Source organism: Gordonia caeni (genome assembly GCF_039537105.1).
Classification (GTDB): domain Bacteria; phylum Actinomycetota; class Actinomycetes; order Mycobacteriales; family Mycobacteriaceae; genus Gordonia; species Gordonia caeni.
Window position 1 is genome coordinate 164,777 of the sequence record NZ_BAAAZW010000005.1, and the last position, 22,254, is coordinate 187,030.

Annotated in this window: 23 protein-coding genes; 17 read left to right on the forward strand and 6 right to left on the reverse strand. The window is 70.4% G+C overall.

Annotated features, from left to right (window positions below):
- Positions 1-14 precede the first annotated feature (14 nt).
- Genes ABD732_RS09745 through ABD732_RS09755 form a run of 3 tightly spaced genes read left to right on the forward strand, consistent with a single transcriptional unit; the run spans position 15 to position 2,733 of the window.
- Positions 15-989 (forward strand): acyl-ACP desaturase, encoded by a 975-nt coding sequence (locus ABD732_RS09745; protein ID WP_344783091.1) that lies wholly within the window; start codon positions 15-17, stop codon positions 987-989.
- Positions 990-1,014: 25 nt separating this feature from the next.
- Positions 1,015-2,235: a uroporphyrinogen-III C-methyltransferase gene (cobA, locus tag ABD732_RS09750; protein WP_344783093.1), complete on the forward strand. Its 1,221-nt coding sequence runs from the start codon at positions 1,015-1,017 to the stop codon at positions 2,233-2,235.
- Between the two features lie 27 nt (positions 2,236-2,262).
- Positions 2,263-2,733 (forward strand): hypothetical protein, encoded by a 471-nt coding sequence (locus tag ABD732_RS09755; protein WP_344783095.1) that lies wholly within the window; start codon positions 2,263-2,265, stop codon positions 2,731-2,733.
- A 5-nt stretch (positions 2,734-2,738) separates the two neighbouring features.
- Here ABD732_RS09755 and yaaA read toward each other — a convergent pair whose 3' ends face one another.
- Positions 2,739-3,479 carry a peroxide stress protein YaaA gene (yaaA, locus tag ABD732_RS09760; RefSeq protein WP_344783097.1) on the reverse strand — a complete coding sequence of 247 codons (741 nt, stop codon included), beginning with the start codon at positions 3,477-3,479 and terminating at the stop codon, positions 2,739-2,741.
- 56 nt (positions 3,480-3,535) lie between these two features.
- Here yaaA and ABD732_RS09765 point away from each other — a divergent pair, with 56 nt between their 5' ends.
- Positions 3,536-5,269: a proline--tRNA ligase gene (locus ABD732_RS09765; RefSeq protein WP_344783491.1), complete on the forward strand. Its 1,734-nt coding sequence runs from the start codon at positions 3,536-3,538 to the stop codon at positions 5,267-5,269.
- A gap of 7 nt (positions 5,270-5,276) precedes the next feature.
- Here the strand turns inward: ABD732_RS09765 and ABD732_RS09770 are convergent, their stop codons facing one another.
- Positions 5,277-5,708 (reverse strand): ferritin-like domain-containing protein, encoded by a 432-nt coding sequence (locus tag ABD732_RS09770; RefSeq protein ID WP_344783099.1) that lies wholly within the window; start codon positions 5,706-5,708, stop codon positions 5,277-5,279.
- On the reverse strand, positions 5,705-6,208 hold the full coding sequence (locus tag ABD732_RS09775; RefSeq protein ID WP_344783101.1) for a hypothetical protein: 504 nt from the start codon (positions 6,206-6,208) through the stop codon (positions 5,705-5,707). The genes ABD732_RS09770 and ABD732_RS09775 overlap by 4 nt, the downstream gene beginning before the upstream one ends.
- A gap of 164 nt (positions 6,209-6,372) precedes the next feature.
- On the opposite strand from ABD732_RS09775, the gene rimP reads away from it, so the two are divergent.
- The 7 genes from rimP (at position 6,373) to ABD732_RS09810 (ending at position 13,996) form a co-directional block, all read left to right on the forward strand.
- On the forward strand, positions 6,373-6,921 hold the full coding sequence (gene rimP, locus ABD732_RS09780; RefSeq protein WP_344783103.1) for a ribosome maturation factor RimP: 549 nt from the start codon (positions 6,373-6,375) through the stop codon (positions 6,919-6,921).
- A gap of 73 nt (positions 6,922-6,994) precedes the next feature.
- On the forward strand, positions 6,995-8,050 hold the full coding sequence (nusA, locus tag ABD732_RS09785) for a transcription termination factor NusA (RefSeq protein WP_344783105.1): 1,056 nt from the start codon (positions 6,995-6,997) through the stop codon (positions 8,048-8,050).
- A 36-nt stretch (positions 8,051-8,086) separates the two neighbouring features.
- Complete coding sequence (locus tag ABD732_RS09790; protein ID WP_344783493.1) at positions 8,087-8,386, forward strand: YlxR family protein; 300 nt, start codon at positions 8,087-8,089, stop codon at positions 8,384-8,386.
- A 102-nt stretch (positions 8,387-8,488) separates the two neighbouring features.
- Positions 8,489-11,260: a translation initiation factor IF-2 gene (infB, locus tag ABD732_RS09795; protein WP_344783107.1), complete on the forward strand. Its 2,772-nt coding sequence runs from the start codon at positions 8,489-8,491 to the stop codon at positions 11,258-11,260.
- Complete coding sequence (gene rbfA / locus ABD732_RS09800) at positions 11,260-11,739, forward strand: 30S ribosome-binding factor RbfA (protein ID WP_344783109.1); 480 nt, start codon at positions 11,260-11,262, stop codon at positions 11,737-11,739. The genes infB and rbfA overlap by 1 nt, the downstream gene beginning before the upstream one ends.
- Entirely contained in the window at positions 11,736-12,692 is a 957-nt protein-coding gene (locus ABD732_RS09805; protein WP_344783111.1) for a DHH family phosphoesterase, read from the forward strand. The genes rbfA and ABD732_RS09805 overlap by 4 nt, the downstream gene beginning before the upstream one ends.
- An 11-nt stretch (positions 12,693-12,703) precedes the next feature.
- The gene (locus ABD732_RS09810) at positions 12,704-13,996 is read left to right on the forward strand and encodes an MATE family efflux transporter (RefSeq protein WP_344783113.1); all 1,293 of its coding nucleotides are present in this window, start codon (positions 12,704-12,706) and stop codon (positions 13,994-13,996) included.
- Positions 13,997-14,002: 6 nt separating this feature from the next.
- On the opposite strand, the gene ABD732_RS09815 is transcribed toward ABD732_RS09810, so the two are convergent.
- Positions 14,003-14,335, reverse strand: coding sequence for a GNAT family N-acetyltransferase (locus ABD732_RS09815; RefSeq protein ID WP_344783115.1), 333 nt, complete (start codon positions 14,333-14,335; stop codon positions 14,003-14,005).
- Positions 14,336-14,399: 64 nt separating this feature from the next.
- A complete protein-coding gene (locus ABD732_RS09820; RefSeq protein ID WP_344783117.1) occupies positions 14,400-15,602 on the reverse strand; it encodes an NAD(P)/FAD-dependent oxidoreductase in 1,203 nt (400 codons plus the stop codon).
- A gap of 82 nt (positions 15,603-15,684) precedes the next feature.
- Here ABD732_RS09820 and ABD732_RS09825 point away from each other — a divergent pair, with 82 nt between their 5' ends.
- The 6 genes from ABD732_RS09825 (at position 15,685) to truB (ending at position 21,540) form a co-directional block, all read left to right on the forward strand.
- Positions 15,685-16,275 carry a TetR/AcrR family transcriptional regulator gene (locus tag ABD732_RS09825; protein ID WP_344783119.1) on the forward strand — a complete coding sequence of 197 codons (591 nt, stop codon included), beginning with the start codon at positions 15,685-15,687 and terminating at the stop codon, positions 16,273-16,275.
- Between the two features lie 55 nt (positions 16,276-16,330).
- The gene (locus ABD732_RS09830) at positions 16,331-16,690 is read left to right on the forward strand and encodes a DoxX family protein (protein WP_344783121.1); all 360 of its coding nucleotides are present in this window, start codon (positions 16,331-16,333) and stop codon (positions 16,688-16,690) included.
- A gap of 28 nt (positions 16,691-16,718) precedes the next feature.
- A complete protein-coding gene (locus ABD732_RS09835; protein WP_344783123.1) occupies positions 16,719-17,684 on the forward strand; it encodes a metallophosphoesterase family protein in 966 nt (321 codons plus the stop codon).
- A 137-nt stretch (positions 17,685-17,821) separates the two neighbouring features.
- Positions 17,822-18,514: a 4'-phosphopantetheinyl transferase family protein gene (locus ABD732_RS09840; RefSeq protein WP_344783125.1), complete on the forward strand. Its 693-nt coding sequence runs from the start codon at positions 17,822-17,824 to the stop codon at positions 18,512-18,514.
- 3 nt (positions 18,515-18,517) lie between these two features.
- Positions 18,518-20,608 carry an acyltransferase family protein gene (locus ABD732_RS09845; RefSeq protein WP_344783127.1) on the forward strand — a complete coding sequence of 697 codons (2,091 nt, stop codon included), beginning with the start codon at positions 18,518-18,520 and terminating at the stop codon, positions 20,606-20,608.
- A gap of 32 nt (positions 20,609-20,640) precedes the next feature.
- The gene (gene truB / locus ABD732_RS09850) at positions 20,641-21,540 is read left to right on the forward strand and encodes a tRNA pseudouridine(55) synthase TruB (RefSeq protein ID WP_344783129.1); all 900 of its coding nucleotides are present in this window, start codon (positions 20,641-20,643) and stop codon (positions 21,538-21,540) included.
- A gap of 19 nt (positions 21,541-21,559) precedes the next feature.
- Here the strand turns inward: truB and ABD732_RS09855 are convergent, their stop codons facing one another.
- Positions 21,560-22,243: a metal-dependent transcriptional regulator gene (locus tag ABD732_RS09855; RefSeq protein WP_344783131.1), complete on the reverse strand. Its 684-nt coding sequence runs from the start codon at positions 22,241-22,243 to the stop codon at positions 21,560-21,562.
- Positions 22,244-22,254 lie beyond the last annotated feature (11 nt).

Here is a 22,254-nt window from a genome sequence, read left to right on the forward strand (position 1 = left end):
GCAGTATCGATGCCATGACCACTCTCATCGGAAACACCATGAGCGGCTCGGACCTCCTCCGCGAGCTGCTTCCCGTCTGCGAGACCGAAGTCGATCGGCACATGAAGATGACCAGGGACTGGCATCCGCACGACTACGTGCCGTGGGACGACGGCCGCAACTTCGCGAAGCTCGGCGGGGTCGACTGGGATCCGGCTCAGTCGCAACTGTCGGAGACGGCCAAGGCCGCGATGATCACCAACCTGCTCACCGAGGACAACCTGCCCTCCTACCACCGGGTGATCGCCGACAACTTCAGCCTCGACGACGCCTGGGGCTTCTGGGTCGGCCGCTGGACGGCCGAGGAGATGCGCCACTCCACGGTGATGCGCGACTACTTGGTGGTGACCCGCGGCGTGGACCCGGTGGAGCTCGAACAGCTCCGCATGCAACACATGACCTCCGGTTACAACCCGCTGCCCGACGACGACGGACAGCGCGACCACAGCTACGACATGCTCTTCGCCGTCGCCTACGTCTCGTTCCAGGAGCTGGCCACCCGCGTCAGCCACCGCAACACCGGCAAGGCCTGTGGCGACCCGATCGCGGACCGGATGCTGCAGCGCGTGGCGGCCGACGAGAATCTGCACATGCTCTTCTACCGGAACATCGTCTCCGGAGCCCTGGACCTGGTGCCCGACGAGACGATGGCGGCGATCTACGGGATCGTCTCCAATTTCCAGATGCCCGGTGCCACCATGCCCAACTTCCGGCGCAACGCGGTGCTGATCGCCAAGGGCGGCATCTACGACCTGCCGCAGCACCTCGAGGAAGTGATCATGCCGGTGCTGCGCAAGTGGCGGATCTTCGACCGTGACGATTTCGGCCCGGTGGGCCAGATGTACCGGGAGAAGCTCGCGGACTACCTCGAGGAGATGAACGTCAAGGTGCGCAAGTTCGAGGCCGCCCGGGAGCGGTCGCTGGCGCGGGCGCGGGCAACGAGCGCGTAACACGCGGACAGTAGGCTCGTCCATCATGGGCGATGGACATTATCTGGCGGGGCTGGACCTGACCGGACGCAAAGTGGTGGTGGTCGGTGGCGGCGGAGTGGCTCAGCGGAGGCTGCCGAATCTGATCGCGGCCGGTGCCGACGTGCACGTGATCGCCGTCGACCCGCGGCCCACGGTGGAAGCAGAGCCCGCGATCACCGTGCGCCGCCGGGCCTACGCCGCCGGCGACCTCGACGGCGCCTGGTATGCGCTGGCCTGCACAGACGACCCGGAAGTGAACGCGGCAGTGGTGGCCGAGGCCGCCGCTGCACGCATCTTCTGCGTGCGCGCCGACGATGCCCGCGAGGGCACCGCGGTGACCCCGGCCTCCGGCCGCCACGACGGTCTGCAGTTCGGCGTCCTCGCCGGCGGCGACCATCGCCGGAGCGCCGCGGTGCGGGCCGCGATCACCGCCGCCCTCGCCGACGGCACCACGCTGACCGTCGATGCGGCGGCCCCGCACGCGGCGGGCGTCGCGCTGGTCGGCGGCGGACCGGGCGATCCGGAACTGATCACGGTGCGCGGCCGGCGGTTGCTGGCCCGCGCCGACGTGGTGGTGGCCGATCGGCTGGCGCCGGGCGCACTGCTGGACGAGCTCGGCCCCCAGGTGGAGGTGATCGACGCCGCCAAGGTGCCCTACGGGCGCGCTATGCGCCAGGAGAAGATCAACGAGATCCTCGTCGACCGGGCGCAGGCAGGGAAGTTCGTGGTGCGCCTCAAGGGTGGTGACCCGTACGTGTACGGCCGCGGCTTCGAAGAGCTCCAGGCCTGTGTCGACGCGGGGGTGCCGGTGACCGTGGTCCCGGGGATCACGTCGCCGATCTCGGCGCCCGCCCTGGCGGGCATTCCAGTGACCCACCGCGGGGTGACGCACGAGGTGGTGATCGTCTCCGGGCACGTCGCGCCGGGGCACCCGGACTCGCTCACCGAGTGGGATGCGCTGGCCAAGCTCCGCGGCACCTTGGTGCTGATGATGGCGGTGCAGCGGCTCGACGCCTTCGCGCAGGCTCTGCTCGACGGCGGGAAGCCCGGCGACACCCCGGTCGCGCTGATCGAGAACGCCTCGCGCCCTGATCAGCGGCTGTTGCGCACCGACCTGGCCGGTGCCGCACAGACCGCTCGCGAGGCCGAACTCAAACCGCCCGCGATCGTGGTGGTGGGGCCGGTGGCCGGTTTCACCGACGCCGACCGGGCAATTGGTTTCTGACCAGGCCGATCGGTAGCGTCTTCGTCCATGTTCAACGCCCGGATCGTCGGAGTGGTCTGCGGTGCGATCCTGCTCGGGGCTGCCATCGCCTCCTGGTGGGTGTCGCCCGTGGTGACCGCGGCGCTGGTCGGCGCCGCCGTGGTGCTGATGTCGGTGTGGCAGGTGTACCGCCGGGTCAAGCACATCCCACCGGTCTCCACCGGTACGTGGGTGACGGTGTGGGTACCTCTGATCTTCGGTGCGCTGGCGGTGATCGCACTCAACGGCTGGATCTACCGGATCTCCGCCGATGCCGGAGGTGAATCCGGTGAGACCGGCACGCTGATCGGGCTGGCCACCGGTGTGGTCGGGATGGCCGCCGCCTACGGATACGGGCGGCTGCGCGCGCAGCGGGTCCAGGTGGCCGAGCAGCAGTACGGTGCGGCCGCCGCCCCCGACGAGGACGACGTCGCCGGCGAGCAGGAATGGTTCTTTCCCACCGGCGATCCGCGCAGCTGAGCGGGTCAGTGGGTGATGACGGTGATCTCGGTCGGTGAGGTGATCTCCACGCGCTGACCGGCGTTGGTCAGCACCGCGGCCAGTTTGCCGATGTCGCGCACCGTGGCGCGGGTTCGCACCAGTTCGCGCGCGATCAAACCCTTGTAGTGCTTGTTGAAGTGACTGACCACCTTGCGGCTGCCGTCGGGGGCCTCGGTGACCACGGTCGCCGTCACGGCGCCGCGGACCGGCCCCAATGTCAGGTAGGCGCCGGACCGCAGGTCGACCACGAAGTCGTCGAGGCCGTCGAGCGCGGGCGAGAGCACCGGCTTCCAGGTGGCTGCGAGGGTGCCGAAGCCGGGCAGCCGTGATCCGCCGGAGAGGCGATAGGCGGGGATCTGATCGGTGGCGCGCACCACCCCGAACAGGGCCGAGCCGATCATCAGGCGGTCGGCGGCCTTGGCTTTGCCCGCCCGGGTGAGGCTCCCATGGTCCAGGGCGTCGTAGAGGACGCCGGTGTACCGCTCGATCGCCGGCCGGGTGGGGGACTCGAACAGGTCGGCGTTGCGGTCCACCTCGGCCAGCTGGGCTCTGCCCAGCCCCAGGGCGCGCTGGGCGGCGTCCAGATCCCCGGACAGATCGACCAGAGCGTCGGCGATGCGCGAGCGCACCTCGTTGAGCTCAGGCAGAACGAGGCGGCCGAAGTCGAGGGGGGCGCCGGAACCGCCGTCGGACTTGGTCTCAGAGGGAGGAAGAATCACGAGCACCCGCACACCGTAGCCAAGCGGTGTGCCGACTAAGGTGATCACCCGTGATCACCCGTATGTCCTCCCTGTTCCTGCGTACTCTGCGCGACGACCCCGCCGACGCCGAGGTGCCGAGCCACAAGCTGCTGGTCCGCGCCGGTTACATCCGCCGCGCCGCGCCCGGCATCTACTCGTGGCTGCCGCTGGGACTCAAGGTGTTCCGGAACATCGAGAACCTGGTCCGCCGGGAGATGGACGCCATCGGCGCCCAGGAGATCCTGCTGCCGGCGTTGCTGCCGCGCGAGCCCTACGAGACCTCCGAGCGGTGGACCGAGTACGGCCCCAACCTGTTCCGTCTGCGCGACCGCAAGGGCAACGACATGCTGTTGGGCCCCACGCACGAGGAACTGTTCACGCTGCTGGTGAAGGGCGAGTACAGCTCGTACAAGGATCTCCCGGTGGTCCTGTACCAGATCCAGACCAAGTACCGCGACGAGGAGCGTCCCCGCGCCGGCCTGCTGCGCGGCCGCGAGTTCGTGATGAAGGATTCGTACTCCTTCGACGTCGACGATGCCGGGCTCGAGCGGTCGTACGATCTGCACCGCGCCGCCTACCAGCGGATCTTCGACGGCCTGGGTGTCAAGTACGTGATCGTGCAGGCGACCTCCGGCGCCATGGGCGGCAGCGCCTCCGAAGAGTTCCTGGCCGAGTGCGAGGTGGGCGAGGACACCTTCGTCCGCAGCAGCGAGTCGGGGTACGCCGCCAACGTCGAGGCCGTGGCCACGCCGGTGCCGCCGGCTCTGCCGGTCGACGGTCTGCCCGCGCCGCAGGTGTACGACACCGGGGACACCCCGACCATCGCGACCCTCGTCGACTGGGCCAACGGCGTGCTCGACCGGGAGGTCACCGCCGCCGACACCCTCAAGAACGTGCTCGTGAAGATCCGCCGCCCCGGCGGCGACTGGGAGATCACCGCCGTCGGCGTCCCCGGTGACCGCGAGGTGGACTTCAAGCGGCTGGAAGCGTCGGTGGAACCCGCCGAGGTGGAACTGCTGACCGACGAGGACTTCGCGGCCAATCCGGCGCTGGTCCGCGGCTACATCGGCCCGCTGGGCGTGCAGAAGGCCGGGTTCGCCTACCTTGCCGACCCGCGCGTGGTGACCGGCACCCGCTGGATCACCGGTGCCGACGAGCCGGGCAAGCACGTCGTCGACCTGGTGGCCGGCCGCGACTTCACCCCCGACGGGGTGATCGAGGCGGCCGAGGTGCGCGCGGGCGATCCGTCGCCGGACGGGCGGGGTGTACTGGAAGCCGCCCGCGGCATCGAGATCGGTCACATCTTCCAGCTCGGCCGCAAGTACGCTGACGCCTTCGAGCTGGACGTGCTCGGCGAGAACGGCAAGCCGGTGCGGGTCACGATGGGCTCCTACGGGCTGGGCGTCTCCCGCCTGGTCGCGGTGCTCGCCGAGCAGCTGCACGACGACAAGGGTCTGGTGTGGCCGCGCGCGGTGGCACCGTTCGACGTGCACTTGGTGATCGCCAACAAGGACGAGGCCGCCGTCGCCGGCGCCCAGCAGCTGGCCGGCGACCTCGACGCCGCCGGGCTGGAAGTGCTGTTCGACGACCGCAAGGCCTCACCGGGGGTCAAGTTCAAAGACGCCGAGCTGCTCGGCATGCCCACGGTCGTGGTGGTGGGCCGCGGCTGGGCCGAGGGCACCGTGGAGATCCGCGACCGGGCCACCGGGGAGGCCACTGCGGTCCCGATCGAGGATGCGGTGTCCGCTGTGGTCGCCGCGGTGCGCGAGGACTGACTCCCGGTCAGCCGGCGGCGCCGGGGAACGCAGTGGTGACCGGCGTCTGCCCCAGCACGCCGCGCCAATGTGCGGCACGCAGGGCGCAGTCGGTGAGGCCGTCCACGGCGCGCCGGCGCAGTTCGGCGCTGTCCACCTGCTCCAGCATGGCGCGGTAGGCGCGGGCGCATTCCTGTTCGGCGTCGGCCGCGGCGGTGGCCGCCGAGTCGGGGCCCGTCACCTCCACCGGGAGCGTGTATCCGGCGGCGGCCTGCTGCGCTCGGCCGCCGGCGGCGATCAGGTCCTCGTTGAGCTGGTCGCGTCGAACCCGGTGCGCCGCGACGTATTCGCCGACGGTGCCGCGCTCGGCGGAGCCGATGAAGGCGGTGGTGACGCCGTAGGTGAAGATGGCCGCGTTCTCCGCGTCGACGGCGGCGGTGAGGGCTTCGGTGTCGCTCATGCCAGTTGCACCTCTCGCAGCGTGGCGCACGAGGCGCTGATCGAGCCGAGCAGTCCCGCCCGGAAGCCGTCGGCGTCCACGGCGCCGGCCGCCGCGAGCCGGGCGGCGGTCTCCAACTCCGCACGCAGAACGTCCAGCGTCACCGGATCGGTGCCGCCCGGTGCCGTGCTCGCCTGGGCGGCGGCCGGCGAATGCAACCGATTGATCTCGTCGACCAGGGCCTGTGCGTGCTCGCCGCGCTCGGTCGCCACCTGCTGCAGTGCCGCGGTGTACGCGGTCTCGCGCGGTGCCAGCTGCTGCGCCTGCTGCTCCTGTCGTGCGGCGGACTGGGCCAGCGGAACGAGGCTCTCGGCGGCGAGTTGCCGGTCGCTGGGTCCGGAGGTGCAGGCGGCGACGGCGGAACCGGCCGCCACGGCCAGGGTCAGTCCGGCGCCGCCGCGCAGCACGGCGCGTCGATTGGGAACCGGTGGACGGGAACGGGGCAGCGGTGCGGCGGTCACATCGGCCGATTCTGCCAGCCGCGGTGTGCGTCCGGGGGCCCGGCCGGTCACTGCCCCCTGGCCTGCGCCCCGGCTGGGAGGGGAGCGGTCGTTTCATGGCCTAAGATGGAAGCTCCTGCAGCGGCCCGGGATTCCCCGGGCCGCGATGAATGAGGGGAGGTCGCGTGACCGACACGACACACGAGCAGATCGGTGATCTGGCGGCACCGATCATCGGTCCCCTCGGCTACGACGTCGAAGAGATCGCCGTCCGCGGTCCGGCGGGCCGCCGCGACGTCACGATCACCGTCGACCGGGACGGCGGGGCGAGCCTGGACGAACTGGCCGACGTGAGCCGGCGACTGTCCGACGTCCTCGACGAGGCGGACCTGTTCGGAGACGAGCCCTATCACCTCGAAGTGAGCACGCCCGGCATCGACCGGCCGCTCACCCTGCCGCGGCACTGGCGCCGGGCCCGCGGGCGCAAAGTCAGCCTCGAGCGCGCCCACGGCGGCGGCACGCAGACCGCGCTCGGGCGGATCGGCGACTCCGACGACGAGTCCGTCACGCTGGTGAACAACGACAAGGGCAGGATGAGCACCACCACCGTCCCGCTGGCCGAGATCACCCGAGCCGTGCTGGAAGTCGACTTCACGCGCCCCGGCGAGGCCGAGTTGCGTCGCTGCGGACTCGACGAGGACGAGATCGCCCGCCGCCGCACGCCTGCGCCCTGAACCCCGGCGCCCCACAACCCCCGCACACGACACCGGCACAACTCAATCCGACAAACGAATAGGAGTCACCACCATGCACATCGACGTCACCGCGCTGCGGCTGATCGAAGCCGACAAGGGCATTCCGACCGACACCGTCATCACCGCGATCGAGACGGCACTGCTCACCGCGTACCGGCACACCGACGGTTTCGCCGCGCACGCCCGCATCGACATCAACCGCAAGTCCGGCGAAGTCCGGGTGCTGGCGCAGGAACTCGACGACGACGGCGTCGTGGTGCACGAGTGGGACGACACCCCGGAGGGATTCGGGCGGATCGCCGCCACCACCGCCCGCCAGGTGATCCTGCAGCGGCTGCGCGATGCGGAGAACGAGAAGCAGTTCGGCGAGCTCGTCGCGCACGAGGGCGAGATCGTGGGCGGCGTGGTGCAGGCCGATGCGCGCGCGAAGTCCAAGGGCCTGGTGGTGGTCCAGATCGGCTCGGACGCCAACGCCACCGAGGGCGTCATTCCGCCCGGCGAGCAGGTCCCCGGCGAGAACCTGCAGCACGGCGACCGCGTCAAGTGCTACGTGGTCGGCGTGCAGCGCGGGATGCGCGGTCCGCAGATCACCCTGTCGCGGACCCACCCGAACCTGGTGCGCAAGCTCTTCGCCCTGGAGGTCCCGGAGATCGCGGACGGCTCGGTGGAGATCGTGTCGGTGGCGCGCGAAGCCGGCCACCGTTCCAAGATCGCCGTGCACACCGGTGTCGCCGGACTCAACGCCAAGGGCGCCTGCATCGGCCCGATGGGCCAGCGTGTGCGCAACGTCATGAGTGAACTGGGCGGCGAGAAGATCGACATCATCGACTACTCGACCGATCCGGCGGAGTTCGTCGGTCACGCCCTCTCGCCGGCCAAGGTGGTGTCTGTGGAGGTGATCGACCCGGAGGCGAAGGCCGCGCGGGTGGTGGTTCCCGATTACCAGCTGTCCCTCGCGATCGGGAAGGAAGGCCAGAACGCCCGCCTCGCCGCCCGGCTGACCGGCTGGCGCATCGACATCCGCTCGGACGCGGAGCCCGCCGAACCCGCCGCCGCGGCCGAGCCCGAATCCGGTGGCGCGCCGAACGCCGGGAATGGGCTAGACTGATCGGTGGTTCTTCCAGAGTCGACACATCCGATCCGCATGTGCCTGGGCTGCCGACAGCGCAGCCCGTGGACACAGCTGGTCAGGGTGGCGGTGGACGATGGACCGGACCGGAGTTCTGGAGACGGGACACCGGCGCTGGTGATCGATCACCGGAGGAACCTGCCGGGACGCGGTGCCTGGCTGCATCCGTCGCAGTCGTGTGTGACGACGGCGGTGCGGCGTCAGGCGTTCGGACCGGCTTTCCGGTTGCGCGGACTGAAGGTGCAACTGGACGACTTCGCCGAGATTTTCGGCGAGGCCGGCCATGAGGACTCCGCAGGGAGTCAGGACAGGTGAGTAGAAGACATGAGCACACCGTGAAGTCGCCACGATGAGCACGTTCGTTAGATAAACCGAGGCCGTAGCGGAAGCCCGCTCGGCCTCCAAGTGAGGAGAGCAGTGGCAGGCAAGGCCCGCGTCCACGAGTTGGCCAAGGAACTCAGCGTCACCAGCAAGGTTGTGCTGGAGCGTCTGAAGGAACAAGGCGAATTCGTCAAATCAGCGTCGTCGACCGTCGAGGCCCCCGTGGCCCGTCGACTCCGCGAATCTTTCAAGTCCACCGGCGAGGCCGATGGCAAGTCCGACAGCAAGGCCGAGGCGGCCCCCGCCAAGGCGACTCCGGGCAAGGCTGCCCCGAGCAAGGCGACCCCGGGCAAGGCTGCGGCCAAGCCCGGTGCCCCCAAGCCCGGCGCTCCGGCCCCTGCGGCCCCGGCCGCGCCGACTCCCGCCGAGGCGGCGCCCAAGCCGGCGGCGGACAAGCCCGCGGCTGCGCAGCCCGCAGCACCTGCGGCACCTGAGCCCGCTGCCGCTGCCGCGCCGGCACCCGCGGACAAGCCGGCGGCTCCGTCGCCCGGCCCCCGTCCGGGCCCGCGGCCCGCGCCGCGTAAGCCGCGCGTGGGCAACAACCCCTACTCGTCCACCCCGACCCCGGCACCGCGGCCGCAGGCCCCGCGTCCGGGGCCCGGTCAGGCCGGCCCGCGTCCGGGCGGCGGTCGTCCCGCCGCCGGTGGTCGCCCCGGCCCCGGTGGTCCCCGGCCCAGCCCCGGCAGCATGCCGCCGCGCCCGAACCCGGGGGCGATGCCCCAGCGTGCGGCCCGGCCCGACGCCCGTCCCGGTGGACGCAGCGGCGGCCCCGGCCGCGGTGGTCCCGGCGGCGGTGGCGGCGGATACCGCGGCGGTCCCGGCGGCGGTGCTCCCGCAGGCGGTGGCTTCCGTGGTCGCCCCGGTGGCGGCGGCGGTCGCGGTCGCGGCGGTGCAGCCGGTGCCTTCGGCCGTCCCGGCGGCGCGCCCCGCAGGGGCCGCAAGTCGAAGCGGCAGAAGCGGCAAGAGTACGACTCGATGCAGGCTCCGACCGTCGGCGGCATCCGTCTGCCGCACGGCAACGGCGCCACCATCCGGCTCGCCCGCGGCGCATCGCTGTCGGATTTCGCGGACAAGATCGACGCCAACCCGGCCTCGCTGGTCCAGGCGCTGTTCAACCTCGGCGAGATGGTCACCGCGACCGAGTCGGTCAACGACGAGACGCTGGAGCTGCTCGGCTCGGAGATGAACTACGTCGTCCAGGTCGTCAGCCCGGAGGACGAGGACCGCGAGCTCCTGGAGAGCTTCGACCTCACCTACGGCGAGGACGAGGGCGGCGAAGAGGATCTCGCGCAGCGTCCGCCGGTGGTGACCGTGATGGGTCACGTCGACCACGGTAAGACCCGACTGCTCGACACCATCCGCAAGGAGAACGTGGGCGCGGGCGAAGCCGGTGGCATCACCCAGCACATCGGTGCGTACCAGGTGAACACCGTGCTCAACGGCGAGGAGCGTCTGGTCACCTTCATCGACACCCCGGGTCACGAGGCGTTCACCGCCATGCGTGCCCGCGGTGCGAAGGCGACCGACATCGCGATTCTGGTGGTCGCCGCCGACGACGGCGTCATGCCGCAGACGGTGGAGGCGGTCAACCACGCGCAGGCCGCCGACGTCCCCGTGGTGGTGGCGGTCAACAAGATCGACAAGGAAGGCGCCGACCCGGCCAAGATCCGCGGTCAGCTGACCGAGTACGGCCTGATTCCCGAGGAGTACGGCGGCGACACCATGTTCGTCGACATCTCGGCCAAGCAGGGCGAGAACATCGATCAGCTGCTGGAAGCGGTTCTGCTGACCGCCGACGCCTCGCTGGATCTGCGGGCGAACCCGGACATGGACGCGCAGGGTGTGGCCATCGAGGCGCACCTGGACCGCGGTCGCGGTCCGGTCGCCACGGTGCTCATCCAGCGCGGCACCCTCCGCGTCGGCGACTCCATCGTCGCCGGCGACGCCTACGGTCGTGTCCGGCGCATGGTCGACGAGCACGGCGACGACGTCACCGAGGCCTACCCGTCACGTCCGGTTCAGGTGATCGGCTTCACGTCGGTCCCGGGTGCCGGTGACAACGTGCTGGTGGTCGAGGAGGATCGCACTGCGCGGCAGATCGCCGATCGTCGTGCGGCGCGCAAGCGCAATGCGCTCGCCGCCCGCAGCCGCAAGCGGATCAGCCTCGAGGATCTGGATTCGGCGCTCAAGGAGACCAGCCAGCTCAACCTGATCCTCAAGGGCGACAACTCCGGTACCGTCGAGGCCCTCGAAGAGGCGCTGCTCGGGATCGAGATCGACGACGAGGTCTCGCTGCGGGTCATCGACCGCGGCGTCGGCGGCGTCACCGAGACCAACGTCAACCTGGCGGCGGCCTCGGATGCGATCATCATCGGCTTCAACGTCCGCGCGGAGGGCAAGGCCACCGAGCTGGCCAACCGCGAGGGCGTCGAGATCCGGTACTACTCGATCATCTACAAGGCGATCGAGGAGATCGAAGCCGCGCTCAAGGGCATGCTCAAGCCGATCTACGAAGAGGTCGAACTGGGCCGCACGGAGATCCGCGCGATCTTCAAATCGTCCAAGGTCGGCAACATCGCCGGCTGTATGGTCCAGTCCGGGGTGGTCCGCCGCAACGCCAAGGCGCGTCTGCTGCGGGACAACACCGTGGTGGCCGAGAACCTCACGGTCAGCTCGCTGCGCCGGGAGAAGGACGATGTCACCGAGGTCCGCGAGGGCTTCGAATGCGGTCTGACGCTGACCTACTCCGACATCAAGGTCGGAGACGTCATCGAGACCTACGAAATGGTGGAGAAGGCACGAGACTGATGGTCGATCATGCGCGAGCCGCTCGGCTCGCCAAGCGGATCTCCACGATCGTCGCCTCGGCGATCGGCACGCAGATCAAAGACCCGCGACTGGCACACGTGACCATCACGGACTGCCGGGTCACGGGCGATCTGCACGACGCCACGGTGTTCTACACGGTGATGGGCGAGTCGGTGAACGACGAGCCCGACGTGGCCGGGGCGGCGGCCGGACTGGCCGCCGCCACCGGTGTCCTGCGTTCCCTGGTGGGCGCGGGCACCGGTGTCCGGTTCACCCCGACGCTCCGCTTCGAGCTGGACACCGTTCCGGATGCGACGCGCGCGATGGAAGAACTCCTCGCTCGGGCCCGTGCCCAGGACGAACTGGTGGCGCGGGCGGCGGCGGAGGCGAAGCCGGCCGGCGACCCCGATCCGTATCGTCGCGACGAAGAAGACGAGGCCGACGAGACCGGCGACCACGGGGCCGGGGACGACAGGTGAATGCCGCCTCGGCTGCCGAGATCGCCGAGGTTCTGCGCGATGCCCCGGCGGTCTCCATCATCAGTCACGTCCGTCCCGACGCGGACACCATCGGCAGTGCCTTGGCCCTCGGCCAGGCACTGCGAGGGCGTGGCGCACAGGTGGCGGTCTCGTTCCCCGGCCCGGAGGAGCTGCCCGGAACACTGCGGCAGCTGCCCGGTGCCGACCTGATCGTCGCCGATCGGGAGCTGACCGCCGCCCCGGTGGCGGTCGCCGTCGACGCGGCGACCGTCGAGCGCATCGGTGCGCTGGGGGAGGTATTCGCCGCCTCCGGCACGACGGTCTGCATCGACCATCACGTGTCGAACACCGGCTTCGCCGACCTCGATCTGATCGACGGCGAATCCGACTGCACGGCGGTCCTGGTGCTGGACGTGCTCGACGCCCTGGGCGCTGAGCTGACTCCGGACATCGCCACGTGCCTGTTCGCCGGGCTGGTCACCGACACCGGCTCCTTCAAGTGGGCACGGCCGGAGTCGTTCCTGGTCGCCGGTCGGCTGACCGCGGCGGGCGTGGATTCGGCCAAGTGGAGCCGGCTCCTGCTCGACTCGCACCCGTTCGGATGGTTCGCCATGGTCTCGGCGGTCCTGGCGACCGCTCGGCTGGACCAGAACGCTTGCGGCGGTGCGGGGCTGGCCGTCGCCGTGGTGGACGCCGAGCAGATGGCCGGGATGGACTGGGAGGACGGCGAGAGCGTCGTCGACATCGTGCGCACCGCGCGCGAAGCCGATGTCACCGCCGTCTTCAAGGAGAGCACACCGGGACACTGGAACGTGTCCCTGCGCAGCAAGTCGATGACCGACCTGGTGCCGATCGCCCGCAGCCTCGGCGGCGGCGGGCACACTCGGGCCGCCGGATACAGCGACACCGGACCCGTCGGCGATGTGATCGACCGGCTGCGGAAGGCGCTGTAGTCGCCGCCCCGGTGACCGCGACCTCCGACTTCTTCAAGTTCGCGGGCTCGGCGCTGGTGGTGCTGATCGCACCGCCGCTCTACCTGATGCTCGATCTGGCCGTCGTCGGCAGGCTCGGCGGACGTGAGCTCGCGGCATTGGCCGTGGCCACCCTGGTCCTGGCCATCATCAGCACGCAGCTGACGTTCCTCTCGTACGGCACCACCGCCCGGTCGGCGCGCGAGTTCGGCGCCGGGAACCGGTCCGCGGCCGTGCGCGAGGGCGTCCAGGCCAGCTGGATCGGGATCGGAGTCGGCCTGGCCATCATCGCCGTCGTCTATCCGCTCGCGCCGGTGATCATGCGGGCCCTGGTTCCCGACACCGAAGTGGCCGCCGAAGCGGCGGGCTGGTTGCGGATCGCCGTGTTCGGGGTGCCGCTGATTCTCCTGGCGATGGCCGGTAACGGCTGGATGCGCGGCGTCCAGGAGGTGCGTCGCCCCATCTGGTATGTGGTTGCGGGACTGTCGATCTCGGCGGTGCTGTGCGTGCTGCTGGTCCACGGCCTGGCCGGAGCGCCGGCCGTCGGGCTCAACGGCAGCGCGTGGGCCAACCTGGTCGGCCAGGGCATCACCGGGGTGCTGTTCGGTTCTCATCTGATCGCCGAATCACGGCGCCGGCTCCGGCCCGACTGGGCAGTCATGCGGGCGCAACTGGTGATGGCGCGCGATCTGGTGCTGCGCAGCGCGGCCTTCCAGATCTGCTTCGTGTCCGCGGCCGCGGTGGCCGCGCGCTTCGGCGTGGCACAGGTGGCCGCGCACCAGCTGGTCCTGCAGCTGTGGGAGTTCATCTCGCTGCTGCTCGATTCCCTGGCGATCGCGGCGCAGCAACTGGTGGGCGCCGCCCTCGGTGCGGGTGCCTTCGCCGCGGCCAAGGGGAACGCGAAGCGGGCGACGCTGCTGTCGGTGGGGTTGTCCGGTGGGCTGGCGCTGATCTTCGCCGCCGGGATCACGCTGATTCCACGGATCTTCACCGACGACGCGGAGATCCTCGCAGCGGTCCGTACGCCGTGGTGGTTCCTGGTCGCGATGCTGCCGGTGGCCGGAGTGGTCTTCGCCCTGGACGGCGTGCTGCTCGGCGCGGGCGACGTCGCTTACCTGCGCACGGCGACCCTGCTCGGCGCGCTGTGCGGTTTCCTGCCGATGATCTGGCTGTCGCTGGTCTTCGACTGGGGGCTGGCCGGCATCTGGGCCGGACTGTTGCTGTTCATGCTCACCCGGCTCGGTGCCGTGGTCTGGCGCGTCCGATCGGGCCGCTGGCTCCACTGAGGGGAGCTACCGGTCTGCGCCGAGGTCCCGGTACTGCGGGAAGCGCTCGAGGAAGTCGCGCACGTAGGTGCACACCGGGGTCACCGTGCCGCCGTGCGCGGCGACGTCGTCGAGCACCTTCGACACCAGGAGGCGAGCGAAGCCGGCCCGGCCGAACTTCTCGGTGACGACGGTGTGCAGCAGGATCAGATTCCCGTCCGTACCGCGTTCGTAGCCTTCCACCCCGACGAGGTCGTCGCCGGACCAGAGCTCGTACCGGTCGCGATCGGGGTTGTGCCGCAGCGCCGGTGGGGGATCCAGCGTGACTGTGGGCGGCGGTACCGGTGTCTCGGAAGGCATGTCTTCACCGTAGCCGTGCGCGGGCACCGCTCACAGGGACTCGCCGGTCACCGGGACGCACTGCTCAGAGGGACTCGAGTGGGACCGACGGGTCGGCCAGGCGCGCGGGATCGACGCCGCGCGCGGTGCTGATCAGGTCGGCGATGGCGTCGCCGTCGTCCCACAGATTCACGTTCATGCCGGCGCGGACCCGGTCGTCCTCGTCGAGCCAGAAGGCCAGGAAGGCCGGCGCGTCGGTGTCGCCGCGCAAAACGACGCGGTCCTCGCCGGAGGCGTGACCGCGGTACTCCATGCCGAAGTCGTACTGGTCGCTGAAGAAGTACGGCAGGCGCGAATACTCTTCGTCGTGCCCCAGCAGATTGGCCGCGGCGACGGCCGGCTGGTTGAGGGCGTTGGCCCAGTGCTCGATGCGGATGCGGCCGAAGTGCGGGTGGTCGTGCGCGGCGACGTCGCCCACCGCGTAGATGTGTTCGTCGCTGGTGCGCAGCCCGGCATCGACGTCGATGCCGTTGCTCACCGCGAGTCCGGCCGCTTCGGCCAGGTCCACCTCCGGCTGCGCGCCGATGCCGACCAGCACGGTGCCGGCCTCGAACGAGGTGCCGTCGTCGGCGACCACCCGGCCGCCCGGGGCCCGGTCCACCTCGATGGCGTCCACGCCCACGCCGAGCCGCAGATCGACTCCTCGGCTGCGGTGCAGATCGGCGAGGATCCGGCCGACCTCGTCGCCCAGGATGTTCTGCAGGGGCAGCCGCTGCGGCTCGATCACCGTGACCTGCGTCCCTGCGGTCCGGGCGGTGGCCGCCACCTCCAGCCCGATCCAGCCGCCGCCGACGATCACCAGCGACTTCCCGTCGCCGAACCGGTCGCGCAGCCGCTCGGAATCGTCGATCGTGCGCAGGTACGCGACGTCCGGGTCGCCGGGGAAACGCCGGGGCGACGAACCGGTCGCCAGCACCAGCTTGTCGTAGTGGAGCGCCGTGCCGTCGTCGAGGATCACGAACCGCCCCGCCGGATCGAGTTTCACCGCCCGCACACCGGTGTGCACATCGACGCGATGACGGGCGTACCAGTCCGAGTCGAAGGGGAAGACGGAGGCGTGCTCGGCCTTGCCGGCGAGGAAGTCCTTGGACAGCGGCGGTCGCTCGTAGGGGAGGTGGTGCTCGCCCGCGACCAGCGTGATGGCGCCGTCGAAGCCGCGTTCCCGGAGTGCTTCGGCAGTCTTCGCCGCAGCCAGACCGCCACCGATGATCACGTATGAACCGTCCATGACCTCACGCTACGCCGGAACATCGGGTTGTCCAGCGAAACGGATTGCCAGGTGGAACCGGCGGCGCGTAGTGTTAGTGAACATGTTCACTGAACAAGTTCAATCGACGCGATCGGCGCAGCGGGACCGCACGCGCGAGCGCGTGCTCGACGCCGCGCAGCGACTGTTCGCCGACCGCGGCTTCACGGCGACCACCGTCCGCCGGATCGCGTCCGCCGCCGGCGTCAGTGTGGGGACGGTGATGACGGTCGGTGACAAGGACGCGCTGCTGTTGGCCGTCTACGACCGCCGGATCGCTGCGGTCCACGCCGCACAGGAGCGGATCCCGGCACCGGCCGCCGGACGGTCGGCGGCCGACCGCATCGGCGACCTGATCGCGCCCTTCCTGGACATGTACGACGACGACTTGCCGCTGGCCCGCGAGTACGGCGCCGTCCTGGCCCGCGGCACCCACCGGACCGAGGTCTTCGGCGAGCTCGGAGTCGCGCTGGTCGGGGAGTTCACGCAGATCCTGCGGGAAGCCGGGTTCGCCGGCCGGGCCGAGGCCGCGGCCCGCGCCGTGTACTTCTCCTATCTCGGCCTGCTGCTGGCCGCCGCGGCGCAGGGGACCGAGGCCGGAGCCGTACGGACGCTCCTGGAGGACGTCGTCGACGTGCTGACCGCCGGCCCGTGACCGGAGCCGCCGCGATCGCCGACGGCGGTCACTGACCTCAACGGAAGGAATCCGAATGTTCTCCACCCCCGATCCCGCCTGGCCGGTGATCGTCCTCGCAGCGATCTTGCTCGCCGACGCCCTCGCGTCGGTCAGGCCGCCGGCGTTCATCCGCGACTGCCTCACCGGCGTCGGCTTCCCGTTGGAATGGGGGTGGGCACTGGTGTGGATCAAGCTCGTCGCGACGGCGGGACTGCTGGTCGGACTGTGGGAGCCCGGAGTCGGCGCCGCGGCCACGGCCGGGGTGATCGCCTACTTCTTGGCCGCGGCGGCCGCACACGTGCGGGCCCGGTTCGTCGGTGTGACCTTCTGGGTGAACTGCCTCGGCATGCTGGCGATATCGATCGCCGTCCTGGTGGTCTCGTTCGTCGTGTGATCGCGGCGGTCTGGCACCATGGGGCCCTGTGGCTACTCTCTGGGCGATCAGCGATCTGCATGTCGCACATCGGGGCAACGAGCACATCATCGACGCGATCCGGCCCGGCGGGCCGGGGGACTGGCTGATCGCCGCCGGTGACATCTCCGAACGCACCGACGACATCATCGACACGCTCCGCCGGCTGAAGGCGCGCTTCGACACCGTGATCTGGGTGCCGGGCAATCACGAGCTGTACACCACGGCCAAGGATCCGCTGCAGATCTTCGGTGTCGCGCGCTACGACTACCTGGTCCAGGCCTGCCGGGACATCGGGGTGATCACCCCCGAGGACATCTACCCGCTGTTCGACCCCGGCGACGGGACCCCGCCGGTGCGGGTGGTCCCGATGTTCCTGCTGTACGACTACACGTTCCGGCCGGAGGGGACCACGACGGCCCTGCAGGCGCTCGCGGTGGCCCGGGAGGCGAACGTGGTCGCCACCGACGAGTTCCTGCTCTCGCCCGAGCCCTTCGGAACGCGGGATGCGTGGAGCCGGGCGCGGATCGAGGCCACCCGGGCGCGGCTCGAGGCGATCGATCCCGCCGAGAAGACGATCTTGATCAACCACTGGCCGCTGCGCCGCGAACCCTGCGATGCACTGATGTATCCCGAGTTCGCGCTCTGGTGCGGCAGTGAACTGACGGCGGACTGGCACACGCGCTTCAACGCCGCCGCCTGCGTCTACGGACACCTGCACATCCCGCGGACCACCTGGTACGACGGGGTGCGATTCGAGGAGGTCTCGGTGGGCTATCCACGCGAGTGGAAGCGCCGGGGGCTGCCCGAGCCGTTGCTGCGGAAGATCGTGCCCGACGAGGGCATCGGGCCCGGTGACCTCAATGAACTCGGCGTCCGGTTCGAGCTGCCGCCCGACTACGAGGAACGTGCCAGGGAGTTCCGGGAGCGACTGGAGACCGTCCGCGCCCGGCGGGCCGAACGCCGCCGAACGTGATCTCAGCCATATAGGACTGCGGGAGTCGGATAAGTCACCATCACGGGTCCGTCACCGCTCACGTGTTGGTGGCCCGCTCCGGCGACTGGCACCATGGGGCAGTTGTGCCCAGTGGTCGGCCGGAAGGAGGCGTCGCGATGATCGAACTGCTGTTTCCGCGCGGCGTCGCCGCCGCCGAAGCATTCGGCGACCCCGACGGCGCGGCGATCCTGCCCGCCGAGGAGAGCCTGATCTCCCAGGCGGTGGACAAGCGCCGCCGCGAGTTCACCACCGCCCGGCACTGCGGCCGCCAGGCGCTCGGACAGCTCGGCATCGAGCCGGTGCCGATCCTGCGCGGCGAGCGCGGCATGCCGCTCTGGCCGGAGCGGGTGGTCGGCAGCCTCACCCACTGCGACGGCTATCGTGCGGCCGTCGCCGCCTATTCGATGCAGGTCCGGTCGCTCGGTATCGATGCCGAACCGCACCAGGCGCTGCCCGACGGCGTCCTCGGCCACACCAGCCTCCCCGAGGAACGCGAGGTCCTGGCCGGCCGCAGCGACGATCTGCACTGGGACCGCCTGCTGTTCTGCGCCAAGGAGGCCACCTACAAGGCGTGGTTCCCGCTCACCCGGCGGTGGCTCGGTTTCGAGGACGCCCACATCACCTTCACCCGCGACGCGCGGGTCGCCCAGACCGCGGACGTCCCCGGCGACGTCGCGGCCGCGGGCACGTTCGAATCCACCATCAAGATCGACGGCACGACGGTCGACGGGGGAGCCCCCCTGCTCACCCTGCCCGGGCGCTGGCTGATCGCCGGCGGCCTGATCCTGACCACCATCACCCTGATCTGAGTCGTGAGCACCGATACCGTTTCCACCGCCCACAGGCGTGCCGCCGGCACGTCTGCGCCGCGGCGTTCGGACATCGAGGGTCTGCGCGGCGTGGCGATCATGCTGGTGGTGATCTTCCACATCTGGGTGGGGACGGTGTCCGGGGGCGTCGACGCGTTCCTGTTCATCTCGGGCTTCTTCCTGATCCCGTCGCTGCTGCGCGCCCAGCTCGGCACCGATCCGGTGAACAATCCGCTGCCGCGCGTGTGGCGGGTGCTCAAGCGCCTGTGGATCCCGATGGCCGCGACGGTGGCCGTCACGGTGCTCGCCACCTGGTTCATCTATCCGTCGTCCCGCCGCGCCGAGACCCTGATCGATGCGCTGTGGTCGGACCTGTTCGTGGAGAACTGGGCACTTGGGCTGGCCGGTGACACCTACGCCGATGCCACCTCGCTGCCGTCGCCGTTCCAGCACCTATGGTCGCTGGCGGTGCAGGCGCAGGTCTTCATCGTGCTGATCGGCGGGCTCACCCTGGCCGGGCTGGCGCTGCGCCGGGCCGCGGCGCGCGGGCTGTTCTCCGTCGGGGCGATCCGCCCGATCCTGGTGACCGTGCTGGTCGCCGGAACCCTCGCCTCGTTCGGGTGGGCCACCTTCGCGGGCCCGGCGAATCAGACGCTGAACTACTACAACACCTTCTCGCGCTTCTGGGAGATCGCCCTGGGCGGGCTGGTCGGCCTCGTCTTGACCAAACTGGCGGTGGCCCCCTGGGCCCGCCAGCTGGCCGGCGTGGTGGGCCTGGCGATGCTGGTCGCCACCGGCCTGGTGGTCGACGGCGCGACCAGTTTCCCCGGCCCCGCCGCCCTGTTGCCGCTGGGCGGCACGGTGCTGGTGTTCCTGGCCGGTGCCGGCGGGACCAGCGTCACCACGCGGGCGCTGTCGGCGCGGCCGATGGTCTATCTCGGGGCGATCGCGTATCCGCTGTACCTGTGGCACTGGCCGCTGCTGATGATGTTCCTGGTGTACCGCAACTATCACGGCACGCCGGTGCACCACGTGAACCTGCTCGACGGCCTGGCGATCGTCGCGGTCTCATTGCTGCTGGCCGCGCTGAGCAACTTCCTACTCAAGGCCGATTCACCGATCCGCCGGCTGCGGGCGCGCACGCCTGTGGTGCTGACCGCCACTGTCGCCGCCCTGATCGTCGCCGTGCAGGCATGGCTGGTGCCGGTGCAGATGGCCTCGGCGGACTCGATCGACTGGCGGCTGCACCCGGGGGCGGCCGCCACCGCCGGCGAGCCGACACCGGCCGGGGTGGAGTTCCTGCCGCAGGTGGAGGCCTCCCGCGCGGATCTGCCGCAGACGGCGGCCGACGGGTGCTTCAACGACGGCCAGAAGACCGCCGACCTGGTGATCTGTGATTACGGGGCGCCGCGAGAGCCCGGCCGCAAGGTCCTCAGCCTGATCGGCGGCTCCCACGCCGAGCACTTTCTGCCCGCGCTGGACGCGATCGGCGCCGAACACGACTTCACCGTCGAGACCGTCGTGATGGCCGGCTGCTCGATGGGATCGGGGCCCGCCGCGGACGAAGCGGCCACCAGCGACCGCTGCCGCGACTGGCAGCGCAACGCCATGGACCATCTGCTCACCACCCGGCCCGATGCGGTCTTCACCAACTCGACCCGGCCGGCCGCCGAGTTCGGCACCGGCGATCAGGTTCCGGCCCGCTACATCGACGTCTTCGTCCGGCTGGCCGACGCCGGGATTCCGGTGGTCGGGGTCCGCGATCTGCCGTGGCTGATGACGCCGGACGGCGAGAAGCGCGAGCCCTTCGACTGCATGGCGGTGCGCGACGACCCCGTCGCCTGCGGTGTGCAGCGGAGCCTGTCGTTGTCGCCGGAGGACCCGGCCGTGGCGGCCCTCGGCGATCTTCCGGGCGTGAGCCTGCTCGACTTCAGCGACCTGCACTGCGGCCCCGACGACTGTCCGGTGGTGGTGGGCAACGTCCTGGTCTACCGGGACGCGCACCACTTCACCAAGACCTTCGTCCTCACCATGAAGCCGTTCATCGAGCGGGACCTGGGGGAGGCCCTCGGCTGGTTCCCGGACCGCCACTGACCGTCGCTCCGGCCGACTGGCACTATGACGCAATGGCCGATTCCTCCATCGAGAACGCCGGACTCCTCGTCATCGACAAGACCCCCGGCATGACCAGTCACGACGTCGTCGCCGCCTGCCGCAAGGCCTTCGGCACCCGGCGGGTCGGCCATGCAGGCACCCTGGACCCGATGGCGACGGGCGTGCTGGTGATCGGTATCGAGCGCGCCACCAAGCTGCTGGGGCTGCTGTCGCTGACCACCAAGTCGTACTCGGCGACCATCCGGCTGGGCGCGTCGACCACCACCGACGACGCCGAGGGCGAGCCGATCGGCGGCGCCGATGCCGCGGGCCTGACCGATGAGCAGATCGCAGCCGGCGTGGCCGCCCTCACCGGTGATCTGCAGCAGATCCCGGCCAAAGTGAGCGCCATCAAGGTCGACGGGCGCCGCGCGCACGCCCTGGTGCGCACCGGTGAAGAGTTCGAGCTGGCGCCGCGGCCGGTCACGGTGCACCGGTTCGACGTCACCGGCATCCGGCGGACCGGGGAGTTCGTGGACCTGGACGTGGACGTGGACTGCTCGTCGGGCACCTACATCCGCTCGCTGGCCCGCGACCTGGGGGCGGCGCTCGGCGTCGGCGGCCACCTGACCTCGCTGCGGCGCACGGCCGTCGGACCGTTCACCCTCGAGCACGCGCGGACCCTGGACGACGTGGCCGCCGCCCCGGGGGTGAGCCTGGACATCGACGCCGCGGCCAAGCTGTGCTTCCCGCACCGCGACATCAGCGACGACGAGGCCGAATCCATCAGCCAGGGACGCTGGCTGGAGCCGATCGGCCGCCCCGAGATCTACACGGTGGTCGACCCGTCCGGGCAGGCCATCGCCCTGGTGCGGGAGAAGGGCCGCCGCGCCGCGTCGGTCATGGTGGTGCGTCCGGCCACCCTGCGCTGACGCCGGGGGTGCGCTCGACTCAGGTGTGCTCGAGGAAGATCGCGCGGGAGGCGACGTCGCCGAGGTGGATGGGCTCGCCGTCGTCCACGCACACGGTGATGGTCCCGGCGAACGGGCGCTTCTCGGTCACCTTGACGGTGCGGTCGAGGTCGATGCCGATCTCCTGGAAGTAGCGCAGCATCTCCGGATCGGAGTCGGAGATCCGGTTGATCACGCCGGAGTCGTCGACGTCGAGCTCGGCCAGTTGCAGTGAGCCGGCGCCGGGGACCCGGCCGTCGGCCTGCGGGATCGGATCGCCGTGCGGATCACGCCGCGGGAAGCCCAGTTTCGCATCGATCCGAGCGATCAGGTGGTCGGAGACGGCGTGTTCGAGGATCTCGGCCTCGTCGTGCACCTCGTCCCAGCCGTAGCCGAGTTCGCGCACCAGGTAGGTCTCCAGCAGCCGGTGCCGGCGGACCATGCCGATGGCGGCGGCCGAGCCGTCGTCGGTGAGGGAGACCGAGCCGTATCGCTCGTGTTCCACCAGACCCTGATCGGCGAGCTTGCGGATGCCCTCCGAGGCGGTGGACGCCGAGACGCCGAGCTTCTCGGCGAGAAGTTTGGTGGTGACCTTGGTGTCACTCCACTCCTGGGAGGTCCAGATGACCTTCAGATAGTCCTGGGTGACCGACGTGAGATCACCGACCGGGCGAGTGTGGGGCATGGTGATGAGCT

Excerpts from the sequence above, each read along its gene's own strand:
- ABD732_RS09745 (WP_344783091.1), top strand. The coding sequence starts at position 15 with ATGACCACTCTCATCGGAAACACCATGAGCGGCTCGGACCTCCTCCGC.
- cobA (WP_344783093.1), top strand. The coding sequence starts at position 1,015 with ATGGGCGATGGACATTATCTGGCGGGGCTGGACCTGACCGGACGCAAA.
- ABD732_RS09755 (WP_344783095.1), top strand. The coding sequence starts at position 2,263 with ATGTTCAACGCCCGGATCGTCGGAGTGGTCTGCGGTGCGATCCTGCTC.
- ABD732_RS09765 (WP_344783491.1), top strand. The coding sequence starts at position 3,536 with ATGTCCTCCCTGTTCCTGCGTACTCTGCGCGACGACCCCGCCGACGCC.
- ABD732_RS09770 (WP_344783099.1), bottom strand. The coding sequence starts at position 5,708 with ATGAGCGACACCGAAGCCCTCACCGCCGCCGTCGACGCGGAGAACGCG.
- nusA (WP_344783105.1), top strand. The coding sequence starts at position 6,995 with ATGCACATCGACGTCACCGCGCTGCGGCTGATCGAAGCCGACAAGGGC.
- ABD732_RS09790 (WP_344783493.1), top strand. The coding sequence starts at position 8,087 with ATGTGCCTGGGCTGCCGACAGCGCAGCCCGTGGACACAGCTGGTCAGG.
- rbfA (WP_344783109.1), top strand. The coding sequence starts at position 11,260 with ATGGTCGATCATGCGCGAGCCGCTCGGCTCGCCAAGCGGATCTCCACG.
- ABD732_RS09815 (WP_344783115.1), bottom strand. The coding sequence starts at position 14,335 with ATGCCTTCCGAGACACCGGTACCGCCGCCCACAGTCACGCTGGATCCC.
- ABD732_RS09820 (WP_344783117.1), bottom strand. The coding sequence starts at position 15,602 with ATGGACGGTTCATACGTGATCATCGGTGGCGGTCTGGCTGCGGCGAAG.
- ABD732_RS09825 (WP_344783119.1), top strand. The coding sequence starts at position 15,685 with ATGTTCACTGAACAAGTTCAATCGACGCGATCGGCGCAGCGGGACCGC.
- ABD732_RS09830 (WP_344783121.1), top strand. The coding sequence starts at position 16,331 with ATGTTCTCCACCCCCGATCCCGCCTGGCCGGTGATCGTCCTCGCAGCG.
- ABD732_RS09840 (WP_344783125.1), top strand. The coding sequence starts at position 17,822 with ATGATCGAACTGCTGTTTCCGCGCGGCGTCGCCGCCGCCGAAGCATTC.
- truB (WP_344783129.1), top strand. The coding sequence starts at position 20,641 with ATGGCCGATTCCTCCATCGAGAACGCCGGACTCCTCGTCATCGACAAG.
- ABD732_RS09855 (WP_344783131.1), bottom strand. The coding sequence starts at position 22,243 with ATGCCCCACACTCGCCCGGTCGGTGATCTCACGTCGGTCACCCAGGAC.